Annotated in this window: 20 protein-coding genes; 9 read left to right on the top strand and 11 right to left on the bottom strand. The window is 70.0% G+C overall.

Annotated features, from left to right (window positions below; all coding sequences use genetic code 11):
- Positions 1-133: 133 nt before the first annotated feature.
- From ACFKCF_RS36370 to ACFKCF_RS36330, 9 genes are all read right to left on the bottom strand, one after another.
- On the bottom strand, positions 134-1,330 hold the full coding sequence (locus tag ACFKCF_RS36370; RefSeq protein WP_394499834.1) for a hypothetical protein: 1,197 nt from the start codon (positions 1,328-1,330) through the stop codon (positions 134-136).
- A 3-nt stretch (positions 1,331-1,333) separates the two neighbouring features.
- The gene (locus ACFKCF_RS36365; protein WP_394499833.1) at positions 1,334-2,308 is read right to left on the bottom strand and encodes a thiopeptide-type bacteriocin biosynthesis protein; all 975 of its coding nucleotides are present in this window, start codon (positions 2,306-2,308) and stop codon (positions 1,334-1,336) included.
- Positions 2,290-3,435, bottom strand: a complete 1,146-nt coding sequence (locus ACFKCF_RS36360; protein WP_394499832.1) for a lanthionine synthetase C family protein — start codon at positions 3,433-3,435, stop codon at positions 2,290-2,292. Before ACFKCF_RS36360 ends, ACFKCF_RS36365 begins: the two co-directional genes overlap by 19 nt.
- Complete coding sequence (locus ACFKCF_RS36355; protein WP_394499831.1) at positions 3,432-6,482, bottom strand: lantibiotic dehydratase; 3,051 nt, start codon at positions 6,480-6,482, stop codon at positions 3,432-3,434. Before ACFKCF_RS36355 ends, ACFKCF_RS36360 begins: the two co-directional genes overlap by 4 nt.
- Before the next feature lie 73 nt (positions 6,483-6,555).
- Complete coding sequence (gene fxlA, locus ACFKCF_RS36350) at positions 6,556-6,750, bottom strand: FxLD family lanthipeptide (RefSeq protein ID WP_394499830.1); 195 nt, start codon at positions 6,748-6,750, stop codon at positions 6,556-6,558.
- Positions 6,751-6,766: 16 nt separating this feature from the next.
- The gene (gene fxlM / locus ACFKCF_RS36345; RefSeq protein ID WP_394499829.1) at positions 6,767-8,020 is read right to left on the bottom strand and encodes a methyltransferase, FxLD system; all 1,254 of its coding nucleotides are present in this window, start codon (positions 8,018-8,020) and stop codon (positions 6,767-6,769) included.
- 98 nt (positions 8,021-8,118) lie between these two features.
- Positions 8,119-8,421 carry a hypothetical protein gene (locus tag ACFKCF_RS36340; RefSeq protein ID WP_394499828.1) on the bottom strand — a complete coding sequence of 101 codons (303 nt, stop codon included), beginning with the start codon at positions 8,419-8,421 and terminating at the stop codon, positions 8,119-8,121.
- A gap of 293 nt (positions 8,422-8,714) precedes the next feature.
- Entirely contained in the window at positions 8,715-9,014 is a 300-nt protein-coding gene (locus ACFKCF_RS36335; RefSeq protein ID WP_394499827.1) for a hypothetical protein, read from the bottom strand.
- 135 nt (positions 9,015-9,149) lie between these two features.
- Positions 9,150-9,464, bottom strand: a complete 315-nt coding sequence (locus ACFKCF_RS36330) for a hypothetical protein (RefSeq protein ID WP_394499826.1) — start codon at positions 9,462-9,464, stop codon at positions 9,150-9,152.
- Between the two features lie 172 nt (positions 9,465-9,636).
- Here ACFKCF_RS36330 and ACFKCF_RS36325 point away from each other — a divergent pair, with 172 nt between their 5' ends.
- The 4 genes from ACFKCF_RS36325 (at position 9,637) to ACFKCF_RS36310 (ending at position 14,752) form a co-directional block, all read left to right on the top strand.
- A complete protein-coding gene (locus tag ACFKCF_RS36325; RefSeq protein ID WP_394499825.1) occupies positions 9,637-10,968 on the top strand; it encodes a hypothetical protein in 1,332 nt (443 codons plus the stop codon).
- Positions 10,965-11,864, top strand: a complete 900-nt coding sequence (locus ACFKCF_RS36320) for a phosphotransferase family protein (RefSeq protein ID WP_394499824.1) — start codon at positions 10,965-10,967, stop codon at positions 11,862-11,864. Before ACFKCF_RS36325 ends, ACFKCF_RS36320 begins: the two co-directional genes overlap by 4 nt.
- Before the next feature lie 90 nt (positions 11,865-11,954).
- A complete protein-coding gene (locus tag ACFKCF_RS36315; protein WP_394499823.1) occupies positions 11,955-12,287 on the top strand; it encodes a hypothetical protein in 333 nt (110 codons plus the stop codon).
- A gap of 272 nt (positions 12,288-12,559) precedes the next feature.
- Positions 12,560-14,752 (top strand): hypothetical protein, encoded by a 2,193-nt coding sequence (locus ACFKCF_RS36310; protein ID WP_394499822.1) that lies wholly within the window; start codon positions 12,560-12,562, stop codon positions 14,750-14,752.
- Between the two features lie 56 nt (positions 14,753-14,808).
- On the opposite strand, the gene ACFKCF_RS36305 is transcribed toward ACFKCF_RS36310, so the two are convergent.
- Entirely contained in the window at positions 14,809-16,164 is a 1,356-nt protein-coding gene (locus ACFKCF_RS36305) for a hypothetical protein (RefSeq protein ID WP_394499821.1), read from the bottom strand.
- 333 nt (positions 16,165-16,497) lie between these two features.
- On the opposite strand from ACFKCF_RS36305, the gene ACFKCF_RS36300 reads away from it, so the two are divergent.
- From ACFKCF_RS36300 to ACFKCF_RS36280, 5 genes are all read left to right on the top strand, one after another.
- Positions 16,498-17,019: a hypothetical protein gene (locus ACFKCF_RS36300; RefSeq protein ID WP_394499820.1), complete on the top strand. Its 522-nt coding sequence runs from the start codon at positions 16,498-16,500 to the stop codon at positions 17,017-17,019.
- A gap of 6 nt (positions 17,020-17,025) precedes the next feature.
- Positions 17,026-17,697 (top strand): hypothetical protein, encoded by a 672-nt coding sequence (locus tag ACFKCF_RS36295; RefSeq protein WP_394499819.1) that lies wholly within the window; start codon positions 17,026-17,028, stop codon positions 17,695-17,697.
- Between the two features lie 22 nt (positions 17,698-17,719).
- Positions 17,720-18,328 carry a hypothetical protein gene (locus ACFKCF_RS36290; RefSeq protein ID WP_394499818.1) on the top strand — a complete coding sequence of 203 codons (609 nt, stop codon included), beginning with the start codon at positions 17,720-17,722 and terminating at the stop codon, positions 18,326-18,328.
- 426 nt (positions 18,329-18,754) lie between these two features.
- Complete coding sequence (locus tag ACFKCF_RS36285; RefSeq protein WP_394499817.1) at positions 18,755-19,174, top strand: hypothetical protein; 420 nt, start codon at positions 18,755-18,757, stop codon at positions 19,172-19,174.
- Between the two features lie 122 nt (positions 19,175-19,296).
- Positions 19,297-20,184: a hypothetical protein gene (locus ACFKCF_RS36280; RefSeq protein ID WP_394499816.1), complete on the top strand. Its 888-nt coding sequence runs from the start codon at positions 19,297-19,299 to the stop codon at positions 20,182-20,184.
- A 49-nt stretch (positions 20,185-20,233) separates the two neighbouring features.
- On the opposite strand, the gene ACFKCF_RS36275 is transcribed toward ACFKCF_RS36280, so the two are convergent.
- Positions 20,234-20,845 (bottom strand): hypothetical protein, encoded by a 612-nt coding sequence (locus tag ACFKCF_RS36275; protein WP_394499815.1) that lies wholly within the window; start codon positions 20,843-20,845, stop codon positions 20,234-20,236.
- Positions 20,846-20,978 lie beyond the last annotated feature (133 nt).

Raw genomic sequence — 20,978 nt, 5'->3', positions numbered from 1 at the left:
CCGTGAGGAAAGCGGCCGTGGGACGACGGTCAGCGTTGCCGTCCCACGGCCGCGCCGCCTCGGAACCGGGCCGAAACCGAGGCGGCCGCCGTGGTTGATCCGCGGGGTTCACAACCTCGGCCGGGGGTGGCTCCTACTGCTGCGCGTACCCATTGACGACACTGAAGTGCGGCGCATCAGGCGCCGAGCTGTCGTCATCGCGCAAGTGCGGCGGCCGAGGGGGTAGGGGGAGGCTCCGCTCCAGCACCGTCTCGCACAGCATCACCGCCGCGAAGAAGTCGGGCATCAGGTGGGCTGGGATCGTGCGGAGCCCCAGCCCGGAGGACTGCATGGCCGTGGCGAGCGCCTGCTCCTCGGTGCCGATGAGCATTGCTTTGCACCCCTCGTGGGAGAGCACTTCCCGCGCGACGTATCCGTCCGCGGATGCGAGGGCTTCGCTGATGAGGCAGGCGTACGCCGGGCCGAGCTTCGTTGGGTCGGCGCGGGCTGTGAGGTCGACGACGGTCAGACCGAGACGGGCGCGGAAGACGGCCTGTCCGGGTGCTCGCGTACCTGCAAGGTACTGTTCGATCATCCGGATGACCTCGCGCTTTGCGGAGTCGCCGGCGGCCAGGCGGCACATCACCCACAGGCATGCCGCCACCTGCGCCTCCCACGGTTCGGAGAGAGTGCTCTGCTCCAGCACCGCCAGGGCGACGCCAGCGTCCCCGGCGAGACAACCGCTGACGATCTTGACCTGCCGTCCGTCCAGCAGGTGCCGGCCGATGCCCTTGTTCTGGTCGGCGTGGGTGAGCGCCTCCTGCCAGCGGCCCAACTGCACGAGGGCGCGGGTGCCCTCGGACAGATAGACACCCCACATCCAGCGCCGCAGCTCCCGGTACTCTTCCGTGCTGCCGGTCAGGTCGCTGGTCGGCAGGGGGATACCCTCGATTACCGGGTCGGTGTTGGCCTTGAGGGCGTGGTGGAGGGTGTTGAGCAGGCTCCAGGCGGCGGCCGCGTCGTCGGCGCGGATGCGCAGCCGGGCAAGGTTGACGACCGGTTCGAGCATGTGCCTGGCCTGCTGGATGGTCAGGCGCTCGGCGGAGCGGTAGGGGCCGACCTGGCGCCAGCACAGCTCTCGCGCTAAGTCGGGCAGCCCGCAGTCACTGGCGATCAGCGCCGCCTTGTTGAGCGCCTGGGCGACGACCGGAAGAGGCTCGTCGGAGCGGTCGGCGTCAGCGGCGAGGCGGGTGATCTCGTTGATCCGCTCCTCGATCGGCGGGTACGCGGGGCGGGGCCGGTCGACCAGCGGGAACCGCCGGGCGATGTGAGCGAGGTTCAGGGCAGTCATCGGTCAACTCCCGGAAGGTAGCAGGGCTTCGCGCGCCGCGCGGCTGAGGATGGCCTGCGTGGTGGAGGAGAGGCCGAGACGGTTCCAGTGGAAGATCACCACGTGTGTCAGGACGTGACGGATGCCTCGGCTGAGTTGCCCCGCCGACGCAGCCTCACGCAGGGCCTGCCCGGTCTGGCGGAAGTCGATAGCCCACGACTCAGCGAAGGCAAGCGGCCCGCAGGGGGTGATCGTGCCCAGGGGGGAGGCCACCAGCGGGCGAAGCTTGTCGGCCATGGCCTCCAGCCGACCGGGTGGCGTGTCGGCGGGAAGAAGGCGCAGCTCGGCGACCCGGTTCCAGAGGTCGCCGCGCTCGAACCGGTCCAGCCCGGCGGCGCTCAACATGATGCTGCACAGCATCATCGACAGTTCCTTGCGGCCCACCTCGGGCGCGGGCTGCCGCAGATGGGTGAGGATCCGGCGGCTGTCGGCGCAGAACAGCTCATGGGCGATCTCCATCCCGACAGGGCCGCCGAACGAGGCCGTTTCCGCCTCGTAGATAGCCGGCCACCACCGCTCGAGAACGCCGGAGACCGTGAGGTCATTCAGCACGGCGTTGGTCGCGGCCCTCAGCCCCTCGGAGACGACACCGGTGCGCGGCCGCAGTCTCAGCCGCCAGCCCGGATGCTTGCGGATGAACCACCACGCGTCGATCATCTCGCGCTCGCGGAGCCCGTCCAGTCGCTGGAGGAGGGCGGCCGCCGCCTGCTCGGCAGTGTCCCCAGGGAACTGGAGGTTGACGTGGTACCAGCCGCCATCGGCGGTGCGGGCTTCCAACGCTTCGCGCCCGGCCGTCTGGTAGACCTCGACCGCGATGGCGAGGTCCCCGGGTTGCACGTTGATCGCGGCCGCGGCCACCTCTACAGGCGTGCCGGACAGCACCGCCAGCACGGCATCGGCCGTCCGGCTCGGCGCGACAGTCAGGTGATCAGTAGGCATGTGTCCCATCCCGAACGTGGGGGTGTGGCGTGAGTGGAGGTGCGCAGGGCCAGCGCGAGGCCGGCGGCTCCGGTGAGCAGACCGCCGTCGCGCTGATGAGCTGCGGCGTGCTTGCTGAGCAGCTTGGCCAGCGTGGGCAGGTGCGCGGCGATCCGTGGGCTGAGCGCGTCGCGGGCCGCGCGCCATGAGGTTTGGTAGACGCCGGCGACGCCGTGGCAGAGCCCAGGTTCGGTGAGGTACCGAAGTTGGGCAGGGTCGGCGAGGCAGGCGGCCATGGCGTGCTCGGCGAGACGTTGGCGGCGGGTGTCGCCGAGAGCGATGGCGGCCAACTGGAGGGCACGGGCGATCCCCACGGTGCCGTAGCACCACGAGGGGCACAGCGGTCCTTGCTGCCGGACGCGGCCGGTATCCAGCTCCGGGCGGGTGACCCATTGGGGCCACCACGGTCCCTTCTCGCCGTCCTGGCGCCACTGGTCGAGCCAGGCGCAGATGCGCAGGATCGCGTCGGCGTGCCCGTCGACGGTGATGCCGTCGCGGAGCGCGACGGCGAGCAGGGCGAGCACGCCCGTGATGCCGTGGGCCATGCCGAAGTTGGCGTGCCCGCCCGGTGTGGGCGAGACCGGGTCGGGGTTGTGGCCGACCCACCAGCCGGGCAGCCCATCGTCGGCGGGTTGGGTCAGCCGTACGAGGTGGCGCAGAATCGGGGGGAGGATGTTGGCGTCGGGGACGTGACGCAGGAGCAGCGCGGCGATCCCGGTCAGGCCGTGGAACAGGTCATATTCCTGGAACGCCCCCGGTTGGCCCTGCTCGATGCGGGTGGTTGCGTGTGCGAGCCGGCGTTCGGCGAGCCGGGTGACGTGGGCGTCGATGGCTGCGGTGTGGGTGCCGTAGCGGTGGGTGTGGTCGGCCTCGGCGGCGTGCAGGATGAAGCTGATGGCGGGGGCGCCGAAGTAGAGCCCGGCGTGGTCGGCCGCGCTGATTTCGTCGCGGGTGGCGGCCTTGATCCAGGCGTGCGCGCTGGGCCAGGATTGCTCTCCAGCGTGGGCGCGCTCGATGTGCAGCAGCGCCATCCCGGCCGTGCCCCTGGATAGCGACTGAGCCGAAGCGCTGTCGGGTGGTGTGGTCATCGTGCGGCCTCTTCGAGGGCCAGGCGGCGCATGGCGGCGGCGCGGGCCAGCCGGTTGGTGACCTGCTCGGTGTCGGGGTTGACGCCGAGGGCGCGGACGTGGTGATCGTGCAGCAGGGACCGGAGCACGGTGACGGGCTCACGGTGGCCGGTGAGCCAGGCGCGGTAGGCGTCCATCGCGGCTCTCCGGGCCTCCCATGTGGTGGCCACCTCCGGCCCGCCCGGGTGGCGGCGAAGCTCCCGGTGATCGTCGGCGGGGGCAGTCAGGCGCAGCGTCGTGTCGCGCAGTGCCCGGTCCAGCTTCCCGCGCTCCTGCGGGAGCAGGCCGATCAGCCACCGGCATCCTTCGCCGGGATCGGGGGCGAGGCTGACGGCGAGATCGGCCATCGACGCAGCGGCGATCGCCTGGGCGGGCAGGCCGGCACGGGCAGCCAGGCTGATCTGGGCCAGCGCGGCGGCGGAATCAGCTACGGCCACCTCGTGCGCGGCCGCCATCGTCACGCCGGGACCGTATCGGCCGGTCTGCGGCTGATACGGCACCAGCGACAGGTGGGCGAGCAGCCCCCGGGACTGAAGGTCGGTGGCGAAGTCGGCCAGGCGGGCGGCGGCCGCGCCGTACTGGTCGGGGCTGCCCAGGTGGAGGTAGAGCCACAGTTCTTGGAGGCTGTCGGGCCGGAGGGTGTCGCGGTAGCGGCGGAACCACCAGCGTCCGAGGTCGAGGGAGTCGAGGAGGCGAGGCACGTGATCGGTCAGAATCTCGTCGTAGCGGGCGGGGTGACCAAGCATGCGCGCGTGCACCAGGTCTCCGGCGCCGGGCATGAGCATGGTTGTGGGCCGCTGCACGGCAGCGGGCAGGGCGGGGCGGCGCGTGTGTGGGGTGGCGGTCAGCGGTGCGACGAATTCGCACGCACGGCCGACCCAGCCCGGGGCGGGGTGCTCGCGCAGTTCGAGCCGTCCGGCGCGGTCCAGCCGGGTACGCAGCAGGATCCGGTCTCGTCGAGAGTCGAGGTTGAGCGGGAGTCGTTGTTCCTCCTCGCACACCACGACCCAGGACGGGACATGCCACCGCTCACACCAGGCGTCCAGGTGTTTCTCCCACACGTTCAGGGGGTCGCGCCGTCCGGCGAGGTCTGCGGCTCCCAGGATCCAGCGGGCCGGAGCCAGCACGCTGCGGCCGTACCGGAGCCTTGGTAAGTGCGGCAGCCCGCGGGCCGCGCCGAAGTCGAACGGGCCGTACACGGCGTGCCGGGCGCCGGCGACTCCGGCGAGGAACCGCGCCAGCGGCGGCGTGTGCACCAACGCCTCCAGCGCATGCAGCACTCGGGGCACGATTCGGCGGCCGGTCGAGAGCTGCACCAGGTACATCTGCGTCGAGTCGGCGGTCACCGCGAGATCGTCCACGCTGATCAGCTCGGTTTCTGCGGTGGGATGCTCCGCCAGGGAGATCACCGCAGGCAGGAGCTGCGGCACGCGGATGACGTGCTCGCTGCGTCGGCGGCGGGGTGGGAAGGAAAGCTGCGCCGCCACGGCGTCATCGTCCGGTGCGGCGAAGGATGCGGCCAGTAGGTCCCGGTCCTGCTGCGGGAGCAGGTGCGCGAACCGGCCGACCATGCTGCTGGCGGGTCTGGGCACGCCGGTCACCCACAAGGTGAACGCGCCACGTTCGACAGCCTCGGCGGTGGCGGCGTGCACCTGGAAGGCCAATTCGACGCGCTGCGGGGCGACCATCTCGGCGGGGTCGCCGATCGTCAGCTCCCGGATCAGCGGCTCGGTCAGCGTGATCTCCTGGCGGCCGTCGATTGCGGCCTGCTGGATGAGCGCCAAAACCGCGCTGTCGCGGTCGGTCAGTGCGCGGGCGGGCCGCCTGCGCGCCGCGCCGACGAACCCGGCAGGTAACCCGAGCCCTGAGTCGGCGATCAGCTCCCGCACCGGTACGAGCGCGCCCGGCCCGTACCGGGCCCGGAAGGCGACGTGGAAGTCTCGCCACACCTCGGCGCCGAACGGGCGCGTGGTCAGGCGCAACAGCATCGACGCAGCCGTGGCCGCCTCATCAAGCACGGCGTGCGGCAGACTGACCAGGCCGTCCACCGCAGTGTCGGCGGCCAGTACGGTACCGGTCACCCGGCAGATGGAGGTCATCCGGTCGGTGACGGCGACGCTGATCGGTTCCGCCGTCGTGTGGCGGGCCAGCTCGTGCTGGATGTCGGCGAGATCGGTCAGCAGGTCAGCGACGTCGGGCAGGCCGCCGCCGGCCGCGCGAAGCCGGGCGATCACGTACGGCAGGCCGTCCACGACGGTCATGGGTGGGCGCAGCCCGGTGAGCAGAACCCCCTGCTTGACGAGGTCGGTCAGCATGGCGGTGATCGTGCCGGGCTGCGTGGACGGGAACGCCGCGGCGAGCTGCTCGGCGAGCTGGGCGAACGGGATCGGCGAAGCCGCGACCGACAGGGCGAGACGTACAGGCCGGGTGTGGCGGATAGAGATCTCCGCGAACGGGCCGGGCTGCTGCCCGCCGGTGGCGTCGTCGGACCGTCCGGGAACGACGAACCGGTCGCCGCGCACGAATCCCGCGCTGTTGACCATCACCGGCAGGCGCGGCAATACCCCGGGGTGCGTCTCCAGGCGGTCGATGAGCGTGCTGAGCCACGCTGCGTCGGCGTTCACCGCAACGTGGTGCGCTGTTCCGAAGTGTGCTTTGGCCGCGTGGCCGACCAGCGCCGGTACGATCCCGGCGAACAGTCCGAACGGGCTCGGGCGCCGCTGCCAGCGCACCAGGTAGGACGCCACGGCCAGGGCGAGCCGCCGCAGCTTGGCGGGGCTGGATCCCTCCAGGCGGACGGTGTCGAGTTGGTCGGCCAGTGCTGGGCTGGCGGTGCGTAGGGCCGCGTGTACGTCGGGGCGTGCCCAGACCTTCGCGAGCCACTGCCGATCCTCGGAGGCGGGAGGGTCGGGGTCGTGGAGATGGCCGGGCAGTTCCAGATCGTCGGGGTAGGTGCTCACCCGAGCGAGTACCGGGCCGGATGGGTGGAGGTACAGCGGTGGTCTCATGATCCTCCTTTTCGGGGGATGTGGGGCCCGTGGCTGGCACCGCAGGGCGCGGTGCCGGCCACGGGCTGCTTGGTCAGGACGGGTCGGCGACGTTGGTGGCGCAGGAGCTGCTACAGCTGCTGCCGCAGTTGTCGCTGGTGTCGCACGCCAGCACGGGGATCGGGAAGCTGGCCTCGACGATGTGCATGTCGAGATCGAACTCACTGTCCGGGATCATCTCGGGCGACGTCGTCGCCGTGCTGGGTGCTTCGATGGTGGCGTGTGTCATGGGTTGCTCTCCTCCTTCACTGGGTGGGCGGTGGAGCTACCTGGTCCCGGGCGGATTCCGCCGCCTCGGGCCAGGCGATCGTGACGCGGGTGTGGCGCTTGGTGATGACCGCGCCCGCGGGCAGCATCTCGTCGGGGGTGTCGAACGGCCAGACGGCGAAGTCGGGGCCGGGGCGGTCGCGGTAGTCGCGGTCCCACACCTGCACCTGCTCGACGATGGACTTGGCGACCTGCGCCCCGTGGGGCCCGTAGCCGTGCGCGCCGAATTCGACGACGCCTTCGCTCACGGGACGGCAGGACAGGTAGGCGAACGAGTCGCCTTCGACGGTTGCCCAGGGGAACCAGCGTCCGCCCGGCTCGACCGCGAGGCCAGGGTCACCCTCGCTGGTGTCCACGCTCAGCTTGCAGAAGCCCGGCAGCGCGGTCAGCATCCACAGTGGCAGGTTCGGGAACGGCTCCGGACGAAGGACGGTCACCCCGGACCAGGTGGCGGCGGGCTTGGTGGCTAGCACGCCGTCGAGCTGGTGCGGGTCGTCCAGGTTGCCGTCATCGAAGCGCAGGCCGATCGTCTTGCCGCGCAGCAGCCACAGATGCTCGTCGTGGGCGCCGGAGCCCTGCATCTTGACGAAACCGCACTCCCCCTCCGACACGCTGACGAGGTGATCGTTTGTGCGCTCCAGTGCAAGCGATCGGGTGACGCCCTTCATCCGCAGCGGGACGATGAGCTTGCCGCCCTTGGCGAGCTGCTTGCGCCAGGCCGGCGGGACGTCCCATGCGCCCACGGTGACCAGGATCCCGTCGTACGGGGCGTGATCCTCGCAGCCGTGCTCGGCGTCGGCCGTGACGACCCGCACCTGCGAATAGCCGGCCGAGTCCAGGAACTGGCGGGCCCGGCTCGTCACATCCGGGTCGATGTCCATGGTTGTGACCTGACCCTCGGGGCCGACGATCTCCGAGATCAGGGCGGCGTTGTAGCCGCCGGATCCGATCTCCAGGACACGCATGCCGGGCTGGATCTGGGCCTGCTCCAACTGGAGGGCCTGGATCTGGGGCGCGGACATCGTGCTGGTCAGTACGCCGTGCTCGTCCTGCTTGACCTCCACGATGTCCAGCGCGTACGCCTTCTCCAGCGTCGCGTCGGGCGCGAACATGTGCCGGGGAACGGCTCGGAAGGCGGCCTCGACCGCGGCCGTCTTGATGTGCCCGCCGGCGACGAGCTCGGCCACGAGCGCTTCCCTGAGTTCGGCGGCCCGAGCATCGTCTGAAGTCACGTCGGTCACGGTGATCCCTTTCTTGTTGGTGCTGTTGCTGGACTGGTCGATGGTGGCTGTCGGCGGGCCGCTTCGGTGGCTAGCCACGCCGGTCTTTTTCACGGGTCAATGTGCGCGTCGCTCTCCGGCGTCTCTCCGCGGCGATGGTCCTCGCTGTGGTGCTTCTGTTCGAGGGCGAGGTAGGCGGCGGCTGCCTTGATGTACAGGCCGCGGCTGGTCTCCTCGTAGTGGCCGGCTTCGGAGCAGCGCAGTACGAAGTATTCGCCCCCTTCAGAGGCCAGCTCGACGGCGCCGCAGCACGAGGTACGGCTGATTCGGAGGGTGCCGCCATGCGACTGGTACGGGTCCCATTTGATCGAGGGCTTCTTCTGCTTAACCGGTTGCGGTCGGTTGCTCGCCATGATCCGCTCTCTCCGCGCACGTCTCACTGCCTGGTGCTGTGGGCAGCAGAGCCGTAACCGAAGGGCGAATAGCGCGGTCGGCAGGCAGTGCGCGCCGGAGTTGGACCCCGCCGTCCACGGCCGGGTTGGCCGTGCCGTGGACGGCGGGAAGAGATGGCGCTGGCCCTGGTGAACAACGGGATGAGACGGACCGGCGCCATGGTGCGCGGGCAGCCCTGCTCGGCTCCGCGCCGGACGTGGGGAGACTGCCGCACTCCTTGTTCGGCTGCATGCTCGGCCACGTCGTGTCTTTGTCACCCGGCGGCCCTCCACAGAGCGTCGGGAAGCTGCTCCACGAGCATGGGCGGCACGACCGGGGCGGCCTGAGCAGCGGCCCTACGACGGCACTGGTCATGAGTCTTGACCACGGCTGGCCACAGATCCTTGGGCGTCCTGCCCTTGCAGTACGCGCCGCCTTCCTCCCAAGGTCCCCTCAGGAAGGCAGTGAGGTGCTGGCCTCCGGGCTCCCACAGCACCGTCCACCAGCCTTGGCAGTGCTGCTCTACGGTGACCGCCCAGGACCGGCCCTTCTCGGCGTCAATGATCACGTTCACGACGCCTCCCGGCCCGCGGTCGTCGACGGGACAGGGACATCGACGGGGGAGCCGGCGCCCGTTGTCGGGGTGATCGAGCTGCTGGTCTTCATAAGAGGGCCTCGGATGGGGTCTCGTGTGGTGCGGGTGTCGGGTCTATCCGGGCGGGCCGTCGCTGCGCAGGACGACCGCCTTGACGGAGGACGGGTGACCGTTGGCGGGGCATGGCTGCGCCGAAACCTGCCAGAGCAGCTCGGGGTCGTCGGCGCTCGTCATGGCCGCCATAAGGAACGCGCGTGCCGCCTTGTCGGGGCTGCACGTCGGAACCGTTTGGGTCCCGGCGGCAAGCCACGTCTTGCCCTGGTTGTACGACACCTCAAGGGAGACCTGGCAGACGTCACCCGGCATACGTCCCGGTACTTCGGCGGGGGGAACGTGGTCCTGGCGCGTGGCCGCGTCAAGGGCATGCATTCGCCGCTCCTCACGTACGGTGATGGCCTTCCCCCACCCTGGAACGCTGGTGGGCGTCTGGGAACGCCAGATGCGTGGTCAGTCAAGGGCCAGACAGTGGTCAGATTGTGGTCAGGTTCGCGGGTCCTCTCGTGACAGGTTGTGCGACGATGCCGACGAAGGGAGACATGCGATGGCGCAGTCCAACCTGCAGTTCCAGCGGGCCCGGGACGGGCTGTCCTCCCCCTCGATCCCCGGTGAGAGCGCGTCGCGCCAGGACATCGCTGACCTGGTCAACGCCTGGATATTCGAGAAGTACCGGCGTGAGGGAGGACTGAGTCAGCACTACGTCGGCAAGCTCGAACGCGGTGAAGTGCGGTGGCCGAACTCCGACTATCGGGCCGCCCTTCGGCACGTTTTCGGTGTCGAACGCGACACCGATCTCGGGTTTCACCGACCGCGCCGAGTAAGACCCGTATCGGAACCGGCCATTACCGTTGAAGACGTGGATCGAAAAAGGTTCATTCGCACCGCGATCGGGGCGGGTGCGGCTATCTCCCTTCCCGATCTGGCAGACCTGGCACCCTTCACCAACACGGCCAACCTCCCGGCAGCAGTGAGCCCAGCCGACATCCGGGAACTACGACACATCGCCGGCGTCTTTTCCACCTGGGATCACACTTACGGCGGTGGGCTCGTCCGCGAAGCGGTAACTGCGCAAGTTCGCTACTCGGTAGGGCTGTTGCGCCACTCTCGTTGCCCCGACAGCCTGCGCAACGACCTGTACAGCGCGGTAGGCCATCTCTCGCACATCGCCGCGTTCATGGCGTTCGACGCCTATGCCCATGACGATGCACGCCGCATGTTCAAGGCGGCGCTAGAGTGCGCGGACCTATCTGACGACTGGCACCTACGCGCCAAGGTCCTCTCCTCGATGGCACGGCAGGCGATCTGGACCGGCGACGCCGACAACGGCCTGACCCTGGTTGAGCTCGCCATGGTGCGGTCAGACCGGCTGACTCCGTCCGAGCGCGCCATGCTGATGTCGGCCAGAGCGAGGGCGCTGGCCAAGCTGGGCCGCGTACAGGAGACATTGGCGACGGTAGGGGCCGGCGACGACGAGTTCGCAAACGTCAACCCGTCCGAGGAGCCGCCATGGATGCGGTACTACGACGCGGCCCAGCATGCCGGGGATACCGGCCACGCCCTCTACGACCTGGCGATCCACGGCCAATTCGTTAGCGAGGCGTCCCACCGGCTGGCCAGCGCAGTCGAAGGGCACGGCGCCGCCTACGTACGGTCCCGGGCAATCAGCGGCACCAAACTGGCGTCACTGACCATGGTGAACGGTGACCCGCAAGAAGCTGCGCACATCGGTGTCCGCGCGCTCGCGGACGCAGGCACGGTACGGTCACGCCGCACCCAGTCCGACCTTGAGGAGCTTTCCCGCTTCGCTCACCCTCATCAGAGGCACTCACAGGTGGCTGAGCTGCGGCGCCGCATCAGAGAGGCAACTCGGCCATGAACCAGCCCGACAACGCCGAGGCGGCCGCGCGTGCGGTGCTCGACGCGGCCAGCCGACGCGTCGGGCTCGACCCGGCCGGGGCCAAGCTAATCCGGGCCAGCGAGAATGTCCTCTTTCGGCTGCCTGGCGGGATCATCGCCCGGGTCGCTCGCGTCGGCCAACTCGCCGCCGCGGCGCGCGAGGTGGCCGTGGCCAGGTGGCTGGAAGTCAATATGGTGCCCGCCGTCCAGCCGTGGCCAGACGTTCGCCAGCCCGCCGATGTGGACGGGCGCGCGGTGACCTGGTGGCGGGAACTGCCGCCACACCAGTACGGGACAGTGCTGCAGGTGGCGATCGCACTGCGCCGTTTGCATGACCTGCCTGCGCCAGCAGAGTTCGACATCGGCAGGCTGGATCCGTTCGTGCGGCTGCCTGAGCGGATCGACCGAGCGGGCACGCTCGACAAGTCGGACCGGGCGTGGATGCGCGGCCATCTTGCTGAGCTGAAGGCGCGGTATGCGGAACTGCCCGAGGGCCTACCAGAGTGCGTAGTGCACGGTGACGCATGGGTCGGGAACATCGCCGCCACCGATGACGGGCGGGCAATATTGCTCGACCTGGAGCGTTGCTCTGTCGGGCTGCCTGAATGGGACCTGACTTCCACCGCGGTGAAGGCGTTCACCGTAGCCGGCATCACGGCTGCGGAGTACGAGGAGTTTGTGCGGGCGTACGGGCACGATGTCACCGCGTGGGCCGGGTTCGAGACTCTGCGGGACATCCGCGAGTTCCGGATGGCGTGCATGGCCGCCCAGGTTGCCGCCGAGGACCCTACACGGCACGACGAGATCGTGTTGCGGCTGGCGTGCCTGCGCGGTGATCGTGGGCCGCGCCCTTGGCCGTGGAGAGCGGTGCCGTAACCGCTGAGAAGATCAACTCTCGGCAACGATGCGCGACACGCCGGGGAAGACAGTGAATTACTGATTCAGATTCAGCTAGTCTCCCGAGTTATGAGTGCCAGCAGAATCAACCGAGGCCGCGGCCGCAAGCCCAAGGGGGGCGCGCGGCACAGCGTCCGCTTCACCGACCCCGACCTCTACCAGGAGTGGGCCGAGCACGAGCGGTTCAAGGCGCTGGGCTTCGACAGCTTCAGTGAGTACGCGGACTTCACGTTCAACTTGGCGCATGGCCGGTGGAAGGAGTACGGGTTCGAGAACCCGGAACAAGCTCTGGACTACCTGCTTGCCGTGCACCGTGGAGTGACCGTGCCGCCGCCGCATCTGCGTCGCAAGGTGGAGGCCGCGGAGGCCACTCTGCCACTCATGGAGACCACCGCCGCGTGATGACCGCGGCCACCCGCTAACGCATGGAACAGGAGACGTAGCCCCGCCGAGGACGGCGGACAACTCCATAAAGCCACGAGGGCCCCTGCGCCATTCGCCGACCAAAGCTTGTGCGCAAGGACCCCCGATTAGAGGCCACCGGTTCCCGGCGGGTTTTTGCATGCCTGGAGCCGGTTAACCAGAAGCTAGGAGCCAGAGTAATCGATGGGCCCCCGGCTCTGCCACTCATACCCGGGTTCGGCGTGTCCGAACCGGGCGAAAGTGGCACAGCCGTGCTGCACAACGTCATACCCGCCCCGCACGGGGCAACCGAGTGGGAAGCGCTCCGCGCCGAGGCCGCCCAAGCATGGGCTGCGCTCGCGCCGTTGATCGCGCAGGCCCCGCGCGTCCGCCACTCGGCGGACGGCGGGCTCAACTTTCCCGCTCGCTACGAGCGGCCGCTCACCACACGGCACCCGAACCGCCCCACCACCGTGCCCACGTTCGACCGGCGCACGGGAACGGGCCGCCTCCTGGTGCTCGACCACGACGTGAGCCGGGCCCACGCTCTCGGCGTCGCCAACCCGGCCGCCCGCGTCGCCGCCGAAGCCGCCGCCGCCATCGCCGCGGTCGAGCGGTGCGGCGGCCGCGCCATCCCCGACGTCTCTCCCTCCGATGGCCGCCACACCTACGTGCTGTTCGCCCGGCCGGTCCCGTGGACGGATCTGCACCGGGTGGCGTGCGCGCTCGCCGTCCGCTTCCCCACCATCGACGTCGCCCCCATGAACAACCCCGCCGGGCAGATCCGCATCCCCGGCTCCCCCCACAAGGTGAAGGACGGCCGCCCCACCGGGTTCATGCGGCTCACCATCCCCCTCGCCGAGGCCGTCGCCATCGCTGAACAGCCGTGCTCGATGCGCGTGTGGGAGCTGCTGCACGACGAGCTCGCCGTCGAACTGGGCGCCTACTCCCCCACCCCGGGCGGCCGGAGTACGGCCGAAACGGGCCGCCCGGTAGTGGCCGGCGGCGGCTGGATGGTGGAGGACGAGGACGGGATGCCGTGGCTCCCCCGCCCGCGCGGCCGCCGTGCTCCCCGGCCTGATCTCGGGCAGCGCGCCCGTACGGGCGACTGGTCCGGCTACGACTCCCGCTCGGAATGCCGCCTGGCCATCCTGAACAGCCTCGCCGCGGCGGGTTGGAGGTTCTGCCAGGTGGTCGAGGAGATGGAGCGTGGCATCTTCGGCGGCCTGGCCGTGCTGCTCGAAAAGAAGGCCGCCCGCGACCGTGAGCGCGCCCTGCGAGCCGACTGGCGCGAGGCCGTCACCAGCGTCGACGGGTACGCAACGGGAAGCCTTGATCGCAACTTCAACACTAGCCCGTCGAAATCCTCGCCCCCCCTCCCCTCTCCCCCGCTCTCCCCCGTCGACGCGGTGACCGTCCCGGATCCTGAGCCGGTTGTGCAGGGCGGTGATCTTTACGACGTAGATTCGTACCCACCCCGTCCTGGGCAATCCCTCCTCAACCCGTGGCAGGAGATCCTGCTGTGGCTGAATGCCGTGTGGGTGGCGGAACGGGACGAAGACCGGCGAGCCGACTGGGGACGGGCCGGGCCGGCGATCCGGATGCTGCTGCGCGCCATGGCCGTCGCCGCCCGCCTGAACCAGGACACCATGCCAGCGTTCGGGACGAGGCAGCTCGCCCGCATGTCCGGGTACGACCACACGACCGTCGCAAAGCACCTCAAAAGGCTCAGGGAGGAGGCGCATCCGCTGATCGAACGCATCGTCGTCGGCCGCGGCAAGCAGGGCGACCGCTACATGCTCGTCGTGCCTGACGTGTACCGGGCCGACGCGGTCGCCCGGATGTGGCGGGGCGGCCGAATCGAGACGACCCACCAGGCCCTCAACCTGGAAGGGGCGTGCGTCGCGCTCACGTTCGAGGCGCTGTCGAGCGCCCCGACCAGCGCGGCCGACGTCGCCCGCCTGGCTCTGCTGTCGCGTACGTCGACCGTGGAGGCGCTGCGCACGCTCGCCGCCCTCGGCCTGACCGAGCGAATCGCGGGCGGGTGGGTGCGGCGCGACCGGCCGCTGAAGGAGGTCGCCATCGAGACCGGCAGGGAGGACGAGTATCAGGCGACGTTGGCCGAGCACCGTGCCGAGCGCGAGGAATGGTGGGGTGTGATCGCCTCCTGGAGCCTCCCGGCGGCGACGGACCATGATCGCCTCGGCAACGGCCGCCAAGATCGTTCTCAGCCCCGCACAGAGGCTGATGGGGTGCCGTGGCCGACCGGTCCCACCGACGAGATCGAGGGCCGTGCGGTCCCGCCCGACGACCCGGGCCTGCCGGCGGTCGAGCCGCCCCCGAGCGAGATCGAGGCGATCGTGCTGCTCGAACAGATGCTCGGCGCCGTGATCATCTCGACTGAGCCGGAGCGGCCGCCGCGCCGCCGGGCGCGAGCGTCAAGCACCGGTCCGCTCGGCGGGTAGACCAAGGGCGGCCCCCCACTCGTTTGGGCCGGGCGACGCGATTCTTACCACCAGGCCTACTTGCTCTTGCCACGGCCACGCTCGGCGGCGCGCAGCTGCTCGGCCTCGGCGCGGGCCTCCGTGAGCTGCCCGCCCAGTTCGGCCAACTTGGTGCGCTCCTCCTGCAGCGCGGCACGGGTGGCGCGAAGCTGCGTGGCCTGGTCCTCGCGGGCGGCGCGCTCGCGGCCGGCTTCCTGCTCGGCGGCGTCGGCGCGGCGCGCGTGCGCGTCGCTGGCGGTGGTGAGCGCCCGGATCTCGGCTTCGTGCGCCTGGAGCAGGGTCGTACGTTCGCGCTCGGCCGTCTTCTCGGCGCGTTCGAGCGCCCGCCGGGCGTCGGTCTCGCTCTGCTCGGCGCGGGCCTGGGCGAGTTGGGCGGCCTGGACGTCACGGGCCGCCTGCTCCTGGGCGGTGCGCACCGTATCGGCGGCCGCCGTCTTGGCCTGCTGGGTCTCGGCGCGGGCCGCCGCGGCGTCGGCTTGGGCCTGGCGTACGTCGTCGTCTGCGCGCTGCCGAACCTGAGCGGCTTCATCCTGGGCGCGGCGCACATCCTGCGCGGCCCCTTCTTCGGCGTCCCTGACGAGCCGGTCGGCGCGGGCGGCTTGCTGCTCGGCTTCCTCCCGGACGGTACGGATTTCGGCCTCGGCGGCCTTCCTGGCCGCGGCGATGTTCTCCAGGTTCCGCTGGCGGGCGTCCTCGATTTGCGCGGCCGCCTGCTGTTGCGCCTGCTCGCTCTGCTCACGTGCGAGGCGCTGCGCCTCGGCCACCAGGGCTTCGGACTCCTGCCGGGCGCGCTCGGCTTCGGCGCGGGCGGCCTCGGTCTCCTGCTCGGACTGCTCGGCGCGGGCCTTCGCCTCCTCGGCCTGACGTAGCGCGTCCTCGGCGACGGCGTCGGCCTCTTCCCGCTCGGCCTCGGCCGTACGTGCGCGCTGGTCGGCGGTTCGCTGCCGCTGCTCGGCTTGCTGAGCGCGGTGGTCGGCCGCAGCGATCTGCGCACGGGCTTCGGAGCCGATGTTCTCCACCTCGACCTGTGCCGCCTCTGGGTCGCCGGCGATTTGGAGCTCGGCCGAGAGTCGTTCCAGGTGGGAGATGAGGCCGTCGATCTGTTCGGCCGTCTTGCGCTGGATCTCGGCTGCACGGGCGGTGCTCATGGTGACCGGCCTGCCGAGGTCCTCAGGGACCTGCTCCCCGGCGTCTCGGGCGGCTTGCCTGCGTCGCCGTAGCCGCTCCCGGTAAGCGGACTGCCGGTTGTGCTCCGGGTCCTCGCAGTATTCGGGTGGCCGGCCGGGCTGCTCCGGGTCGGTGGGCGCGGGCGGCGCTTCGCAGTCCGGGTAGTTGCAGGTTTTCGCGTCGGCGACGGCGCCGGGCTCGGTCATGCCGACCATCCTGGCCTGTTCAGACGCCTTTGTCAGCCGGTCGCCGGGCGCCGCGCCGGGCTATTCCGTAATCCGTCATTCCGTCACTGGTGACGTTACGAAATGACGAAATGAAATGACGAAATCATGTGTCCGATTTCGGCCGTTTCGGGATCTTTGGCAGGGGTCGCGCGACGTTAGCGGCGATATGTGCTTCCCTCCAGCCTTTCAGATCTTCCGGAGTAGCGGAGATAATAAATATGCCCTACACTTCTACCTGTGTAACGGCTCGTCTGCGACTCGCGTCGGTGCACGCAACACGCCCATAAGCCCCAGGAAGAAAGGCAACCCCCTATGACCCTCACGACCGTCGAGGCGCCCGAACCCGACTCGGATGGCCTCCGGCTCGTCCCCATCCCCGAAGGGGTGGCCGTCCCCTGCATCGCCGACTGGGCCATCCCCGCCTCGATCAGCGGCACCCCGCAGAGCGATCGGTTCGGGACGCTCGCCATCGCCTGCCTCCGGATCGCCGATGACCTGGAGACCGGCTACACCGGCACCGAGAACGACGCCCGCAGCAGGGAGAGCCACCTCCGCTTGTTCAAGCGGATGCTCGCGGAGGTCATGGCGGACATCGGGCCCATCAACCTCGCTGTCACCTCGGCGCAGGCCCGCGAGATCGCCGACTCCTTCCACCCGGTCGGCACCAGCGCCCAGACGATCGAACTGGACCCCGGCATCGTCTGGGACCTGCTCGACCAGGCCGGGCACGGCGACCACGGCGGATGGACGCACGACTCGCGGTGGCCCGACGTGACGTGCGCCTGCGGTGACGCCGTGTTCCGCATCGCCGTCCCGGCCCCGGCCCCCAGGTAGCCCAACGTGGCCCGCGCGACCCAGCGCCGCCCGCGACGCGCGGGCCACAACCCCATCCCCACCAGCCGCGGCCCCGCCGAACGGTACGAGCGGTTCCTACAGCTCGACCGGCCCGGCGTCACCGCCGAGGCGATCGCCCGCGACCTCGGCACGTCCGTACGGACGGTCGAACGCTACCGGTCCGCCTCCCGCTCCCCCACCCCCGACCCCTCTCCCGCGCCGATCGAGGAGCCTCCCCCCGTGCCCGCCACCACGCCCAGGAAGTTCAGCCTGCGCCGCCGCCAAGGTGTGGCGGAACGGACCCTGGAGGCCGCCCTCACCCTGGCCGTGATGATCCGCGACGAGGACGCCGACGCCTGCCAGAAGTTCGTGCAGTCGCTCCCCCGCGACCAGCAGGCCGCCCTGCCGTACATCCTCGCCGCACTCGTTCCCGTAGACCGCCCGCGTAACGAACTCCTGGAGTGGATCACGTGGGACGAGCACGGCCGCCCCATCGCCGGAGCTCCCGTCCAGGTCGGCACCCGGATGTGCGTCGCCTGCCGCGTGCCCGCCACGCCCACGACCGCGAGGCGGCACCGCCAGCACGGCCAACCGCTGTGCGACCCGTGCCGGGATGCCGAACGCACCTACCGCCGCAACCTCTACCAGGCCAAGAACCGGCGCACCCGCGCCGCCTGACCCAACCTCCGAAGGAGACCACATGTCCCTCCCCACCAACGCCGGCCGGGCGGCCGTGGTCCTCACCACGGCGGCGGCCGCGTTCCTGGTCGCCTGCTCCAGCGACCCCGCCCCGGCCTGCGCAGCCGTGTACGGCCCGCCCGGCTCCTCCTCCAGCAACAGCAGCAGCCGATCCAGCACCAGCAGCAGCACCAGCGTGGGCACCGGCCGGACCAGCACGAGCACGGGCATCGGCCAGAGCCAGCCTCAGGCACGGACCCCGGTTCAGCCGCCCCAGCAGCAGACGCAGGGCAAGCCGGTCCAGCCCCAGAGCAAGCCCGCCACCGGCCAGACCAGCCAGCCGTACCGGCCGGTGCCGACGAACACCAGCGTGCCGAAGTACATGCCCGCCAAGCCGAAGACGGTCACGCCCTACTCGCGCAACCCGTGGCGCACCTACCCCGTCCAGCAGTCGCCCGCCTGGCACGGCACCTACCGGCAGTACCCCGGCTACGTCGGCTGGTACCCGATCTACGTCTACCCGGTCGGCTACGCCGAGGAGTACGGCTGCACCATGACCGGCGTCGAGGGCGACCCGGCCGCCGACGCCAACCGCGACGGCATCCCCGACGACGCGGCGACCGACTGGTGATGAGGTACGAGCCCATCCCCGACGACGAACGCCCCGGCACCGGCCTGGTGTGCAATCTGTGCCGCGTCCCGGTCGAGGCGCGGCCGTGCCCCGACCACGTCAGGTACGGGGGCGACGTCGACTGGTTCGAGTGGTCCGGGCTGTGCGGCCGGTGCGGTCGCGCCGGGGGCATGGTGCGACGGGTCGTGCGGCTGCGCGTGCGCCCATCTCCACCCGGCCGACGCGGTCCCCGCGTTCGACGGCCAGACCCTGTTGTTCCCGGAACGCTCCCCGTTCGAGCTTCGCTACCAGGCAAGGCTCCGGCTCAGGGAACTTCCCACGCGGGAAGTCTAATTCGTCTCGATCGCGGTCACCTGAACTGGCTCGCGGGCGGTGCTGGCCCACTTCGCCCGCCGCCCGCGAGCCTTCCAACCTGAAAGGAAGCCTGTGACGACTACGCTCGCCGCCGAGCCCGCGCCGCCGGTCTACAAGATCGAGCTCCCGCCCGGGACGAAGCTCCTCAACGCCAACGACCGCCTCCACTGGACGAAGGAGCGGCCCATCAAGAAGAACCTGCGTCAGACCGCGTGCTGGCTGGCCCGCGCGGCGAAGATCCCCAACATGCGGAAGGCCCGCATGGTCGGCGTGTTCGAGCCGCCAGACAACCGGCTCCGCGACCCCGCCAACTGGGCGCCCTCCTGGAAGGCCGTCGTGGACGGCGTCGTGGACGCCGGCGTGCTCCCGGACGACAACTCCAAGTACCTGGAAGGCCCCTACCCCGAGCTGGGCGAAGTCCATCCGAAGGGCAGGCTCGTCCTGTTCATCTACGACCTGAGCGACACCGCGCCCCGAGACCGATCGGGGTAGCAGGAGTTCACAGAAAAATAAAGATGTCCTACACTCGTGGGTGTGCGCGTGAGTGTGCACACCCACCCGATCGTTTGAGCGGGAGGATAGTACAGCCCCAGGACTAAGGAACTGCGACGACCATGAGCACCAGCACCCTACCGAGCGCACTCAAGCGCATCGCCGAAGAGACCGCGGCCGCCCACGACCAGGTGACCAAGGCCCGGAAGAAGCACAACAAGGCCGCCCAGCGGCGCAACCTCGCCGTCTTCACGCTCTACCACGTGCACGAGCAGAAGAAGGTGGCCCCGCTCAGCCGCCTGGCCGCCATCAACCGCGTCGACTTCTACAAGCTGCTCAAGAAGGCGCCCGTCCCCTCCACACTGCGGCCCATGTCGCTGGAGGAAGCCAAAGCAGTCGTCGCCAAGCAGGTCGATACGATCGCGAAGATCGCCGTCGAGGAGGAGAGCGCGCGCGAGCGCCGCATCCGCGGTGTGCTGAAGTTGTCGCAGGCCCGCATCGACGGGGAGCCGCTGACGAACGCCGACATCGCCAAGGCGACCAACATGTCGGCCACGATGGTGGGCACCGACCTCGAGGAGGCTGCCAAGCGCGGTTACGTCGCCGACGACGCGGCCGAGGCCGGCGCCGAGGAAGCGGAGTCGCCGGAGATGATCCCCCTCCGCGACATGGCCAAGCGGCTGGGCACGTCGGTCGAGCGGATCCTGGCCAGGGTCGCCGCCGTCCGTAAGAGCGGCGGCACCATCGAGGGCATGTCGCGCGTGGGCAGCCGCGTCATGATGGCCGACCCTGCCGTGTTCACAGCCTGGTGGGAGCGACTCCACCTCGGGTGGATGACCTTGTCCGAATTCGCCGAGCGCCGAGGGTCCACCTACGAGGAGGTGTTCGCGCGGCTCCACTACGCGCGCACCCGGCACGGCCTGGACCTGACCCGCACGGACGAGTACGGCGGCGCTGACCTGTACGATCCGGAACCGCTGGCCGCGTGGTGGGACAGCAGGCCAGCCTGATCTTCCAGTAGCCGCTGTTGCTGTACGTCGGTAAAGCCCCGGTTGGACGTCAGTCCGCCGGGGCTTTCTCGTTGGACGGAAGCTCGATCGGCACCGCCCACCATTCCCAGTGCCCGTTGCCGGACAACTGATCGTCGGCATCGAGCACATAGGAACTGCTGAGGCCCGAACGACCGCACGGACAGGTCCAAGACAGAGGCCCGGTGTCGTCGTCGTCGAGGTCAGGACACCAGAACTTGACGGCTGCTACGAACCGAGAGGGCACCTTCGATGGCCAGGCGTCAATCGGGAAGCGATGGCGCAAGTCCGCTGTGACGCGGACTTGAGGCTGGAACCGAAACGTGCTGCCCGACCGCCTCTCGTCGCACAGGCCGACGCGAATGAGGTAATCACGAGGCAGGGCCGGTAAGTAGCCGTACAAGCTCGCGCCGTGGACCTCGGTTTCGATCTTGCCGGGGTACGGCGGCTTGAGCTCTTCGTGCCAGCGCTCGCGCTCCTCAGCCCTTCGCTCCTCTTCGACCCTCGCGACGGCTTTGGCTTGCTTGGCGGATTCCTTCGCCGCCCTGGCTGATGTGACGGCGAAGTAGAGCGCTACGACAGCCACAACGTCGGCTGCGATGGCGGCGATGGCGGCGATGGCGGCCCAGGTATCGGCATCCACACCGACCACGGTAGACCGGGAGCGCCCGGTTGGACGTTAGTTCGCCGGGGCTTCACCATGCCGGGCCGTGATCACCAGTCCCGGCGCGCGTGCCTGCTCTCGCCACCTGATGCTCGAAACGGGCACGGGTGTC

The organism is Nonomuraea sp. JJY05 (assembly GCF_043496855.1).
GTDB lineage: Bacteria > Actinomycetota > Actinomycetes > Streptosporangiales > Streptosporangiaceae > Nonomuraea.
Note: the sequence above shows the minus strand (reverse complement) of the source record. Positions and strands in the feature narration are given on the sequence as shown.

Excerpts from the sequence above, each read along its gene's own strand:
- ACFKCF_RS36315 (WP_394499823.1), top strand. The coding sequence starts at position 11,955 with ATGAGTGCCAGCAGAATCAACCGAGGCCGCGGCCGCAAGCCCAAGGGG.
- ACFKCF_RS36370 (WP_394499834.1), bottom strand. The coding sequence starts at position 1,330 with ATGACTGCCCTGAACCTCGCTCACATCGCCCGGCGGTTCCCGCTGGTC.
- ACFKCF_RS36320 (WP_394499824.1), top strand. The coding sequence starts at position 10,965 with ATGAACCAGCCCGACAACGCCGAGGCGGCCGCGCGTGCGGTGCTCGAC.
- ACFKCF_RS36355 (WP_394499831.1), bottom strand. The coding sequence starts at position 6,482 with ATGAGACCACCGCTGTACCTCCACCCATCCGGCCCGGTACTCGCTCGG.
- ACFKCF_RS36360 (WP_394499832.1), bottom strand. The coding sequence starts at position 3,435 with ATGACCACACCACCCGACAGCGCTTCGGCTCAGTCGCTATCCAGGGGC.
- ACFKCF_RS36300 (WP_394499820.1), top strand. The coding sequence starts at position 16,498 with ATGACCCTCACGACCGTCGAGGCGCCCGAACCCGACTCGGATGGCCTC.
- ACFKCF_RS36365 (WP_394499833.1), bottom strand. The coding sequence starts at position 2,308 with ATGCCTACTGATCACCTGACTGTCGCGCCGAGCCGGACGGCCGATGCC.
- ACFKCF_RS36330 (WP_394499826.1), bottom strand. The coding sequence starts at position 9,464 with ATGCATGCCCTTGACGCGGCCACGCGCCAGGACCACGTTCCCCCCGCC.
- ACFKCF_RS36305 (WP_394499821.1), bottom strand. The coding sequence starts at position 16,164 with ATGACCGAGCCCGGCGCCGTCGCCGACGCGAAAACCTGCAACTACCCG.
- ACFKCF_RS36280 (WP_394499816.1), top strand. The coding sequence starts at position 19,297 with ATGAGCACCAGCACCCTACCGAGCGCACTCAAGCGCATCGCCGAAGAG.
- ACFKCF_RS36340 (WP_394499828.1), bottom strand. The coding sequence starts at position 8,421 with ATGGCGAGCAACCGACCGCAACCGGTTAAGCAGAAGAAGCCCTCGATC.
- ACFKCF_RS36290 (WP_394499818.1), top strand. The coding sequence starts at position 17,720 with ATGTCCCTCCCCACCAACGCCGGCCGGGCGGCCGTGGTCCTCACCACG.
- ACFKCF_RS36325 (WP_394499825.1), top strand. The coding sequence starts at position 9,637 with ATGGCGCAGTCCAACCTGCAGTTCCAGCGGGCCCGGGACGGGCTGTCC.
- fxlA (WP_394499830.1), bottom strand. The coding sequence starts at position 6,750 with ATGACACACGCCACCATCGAAGCACCCAGCACGGCGACGACGTCGCCC.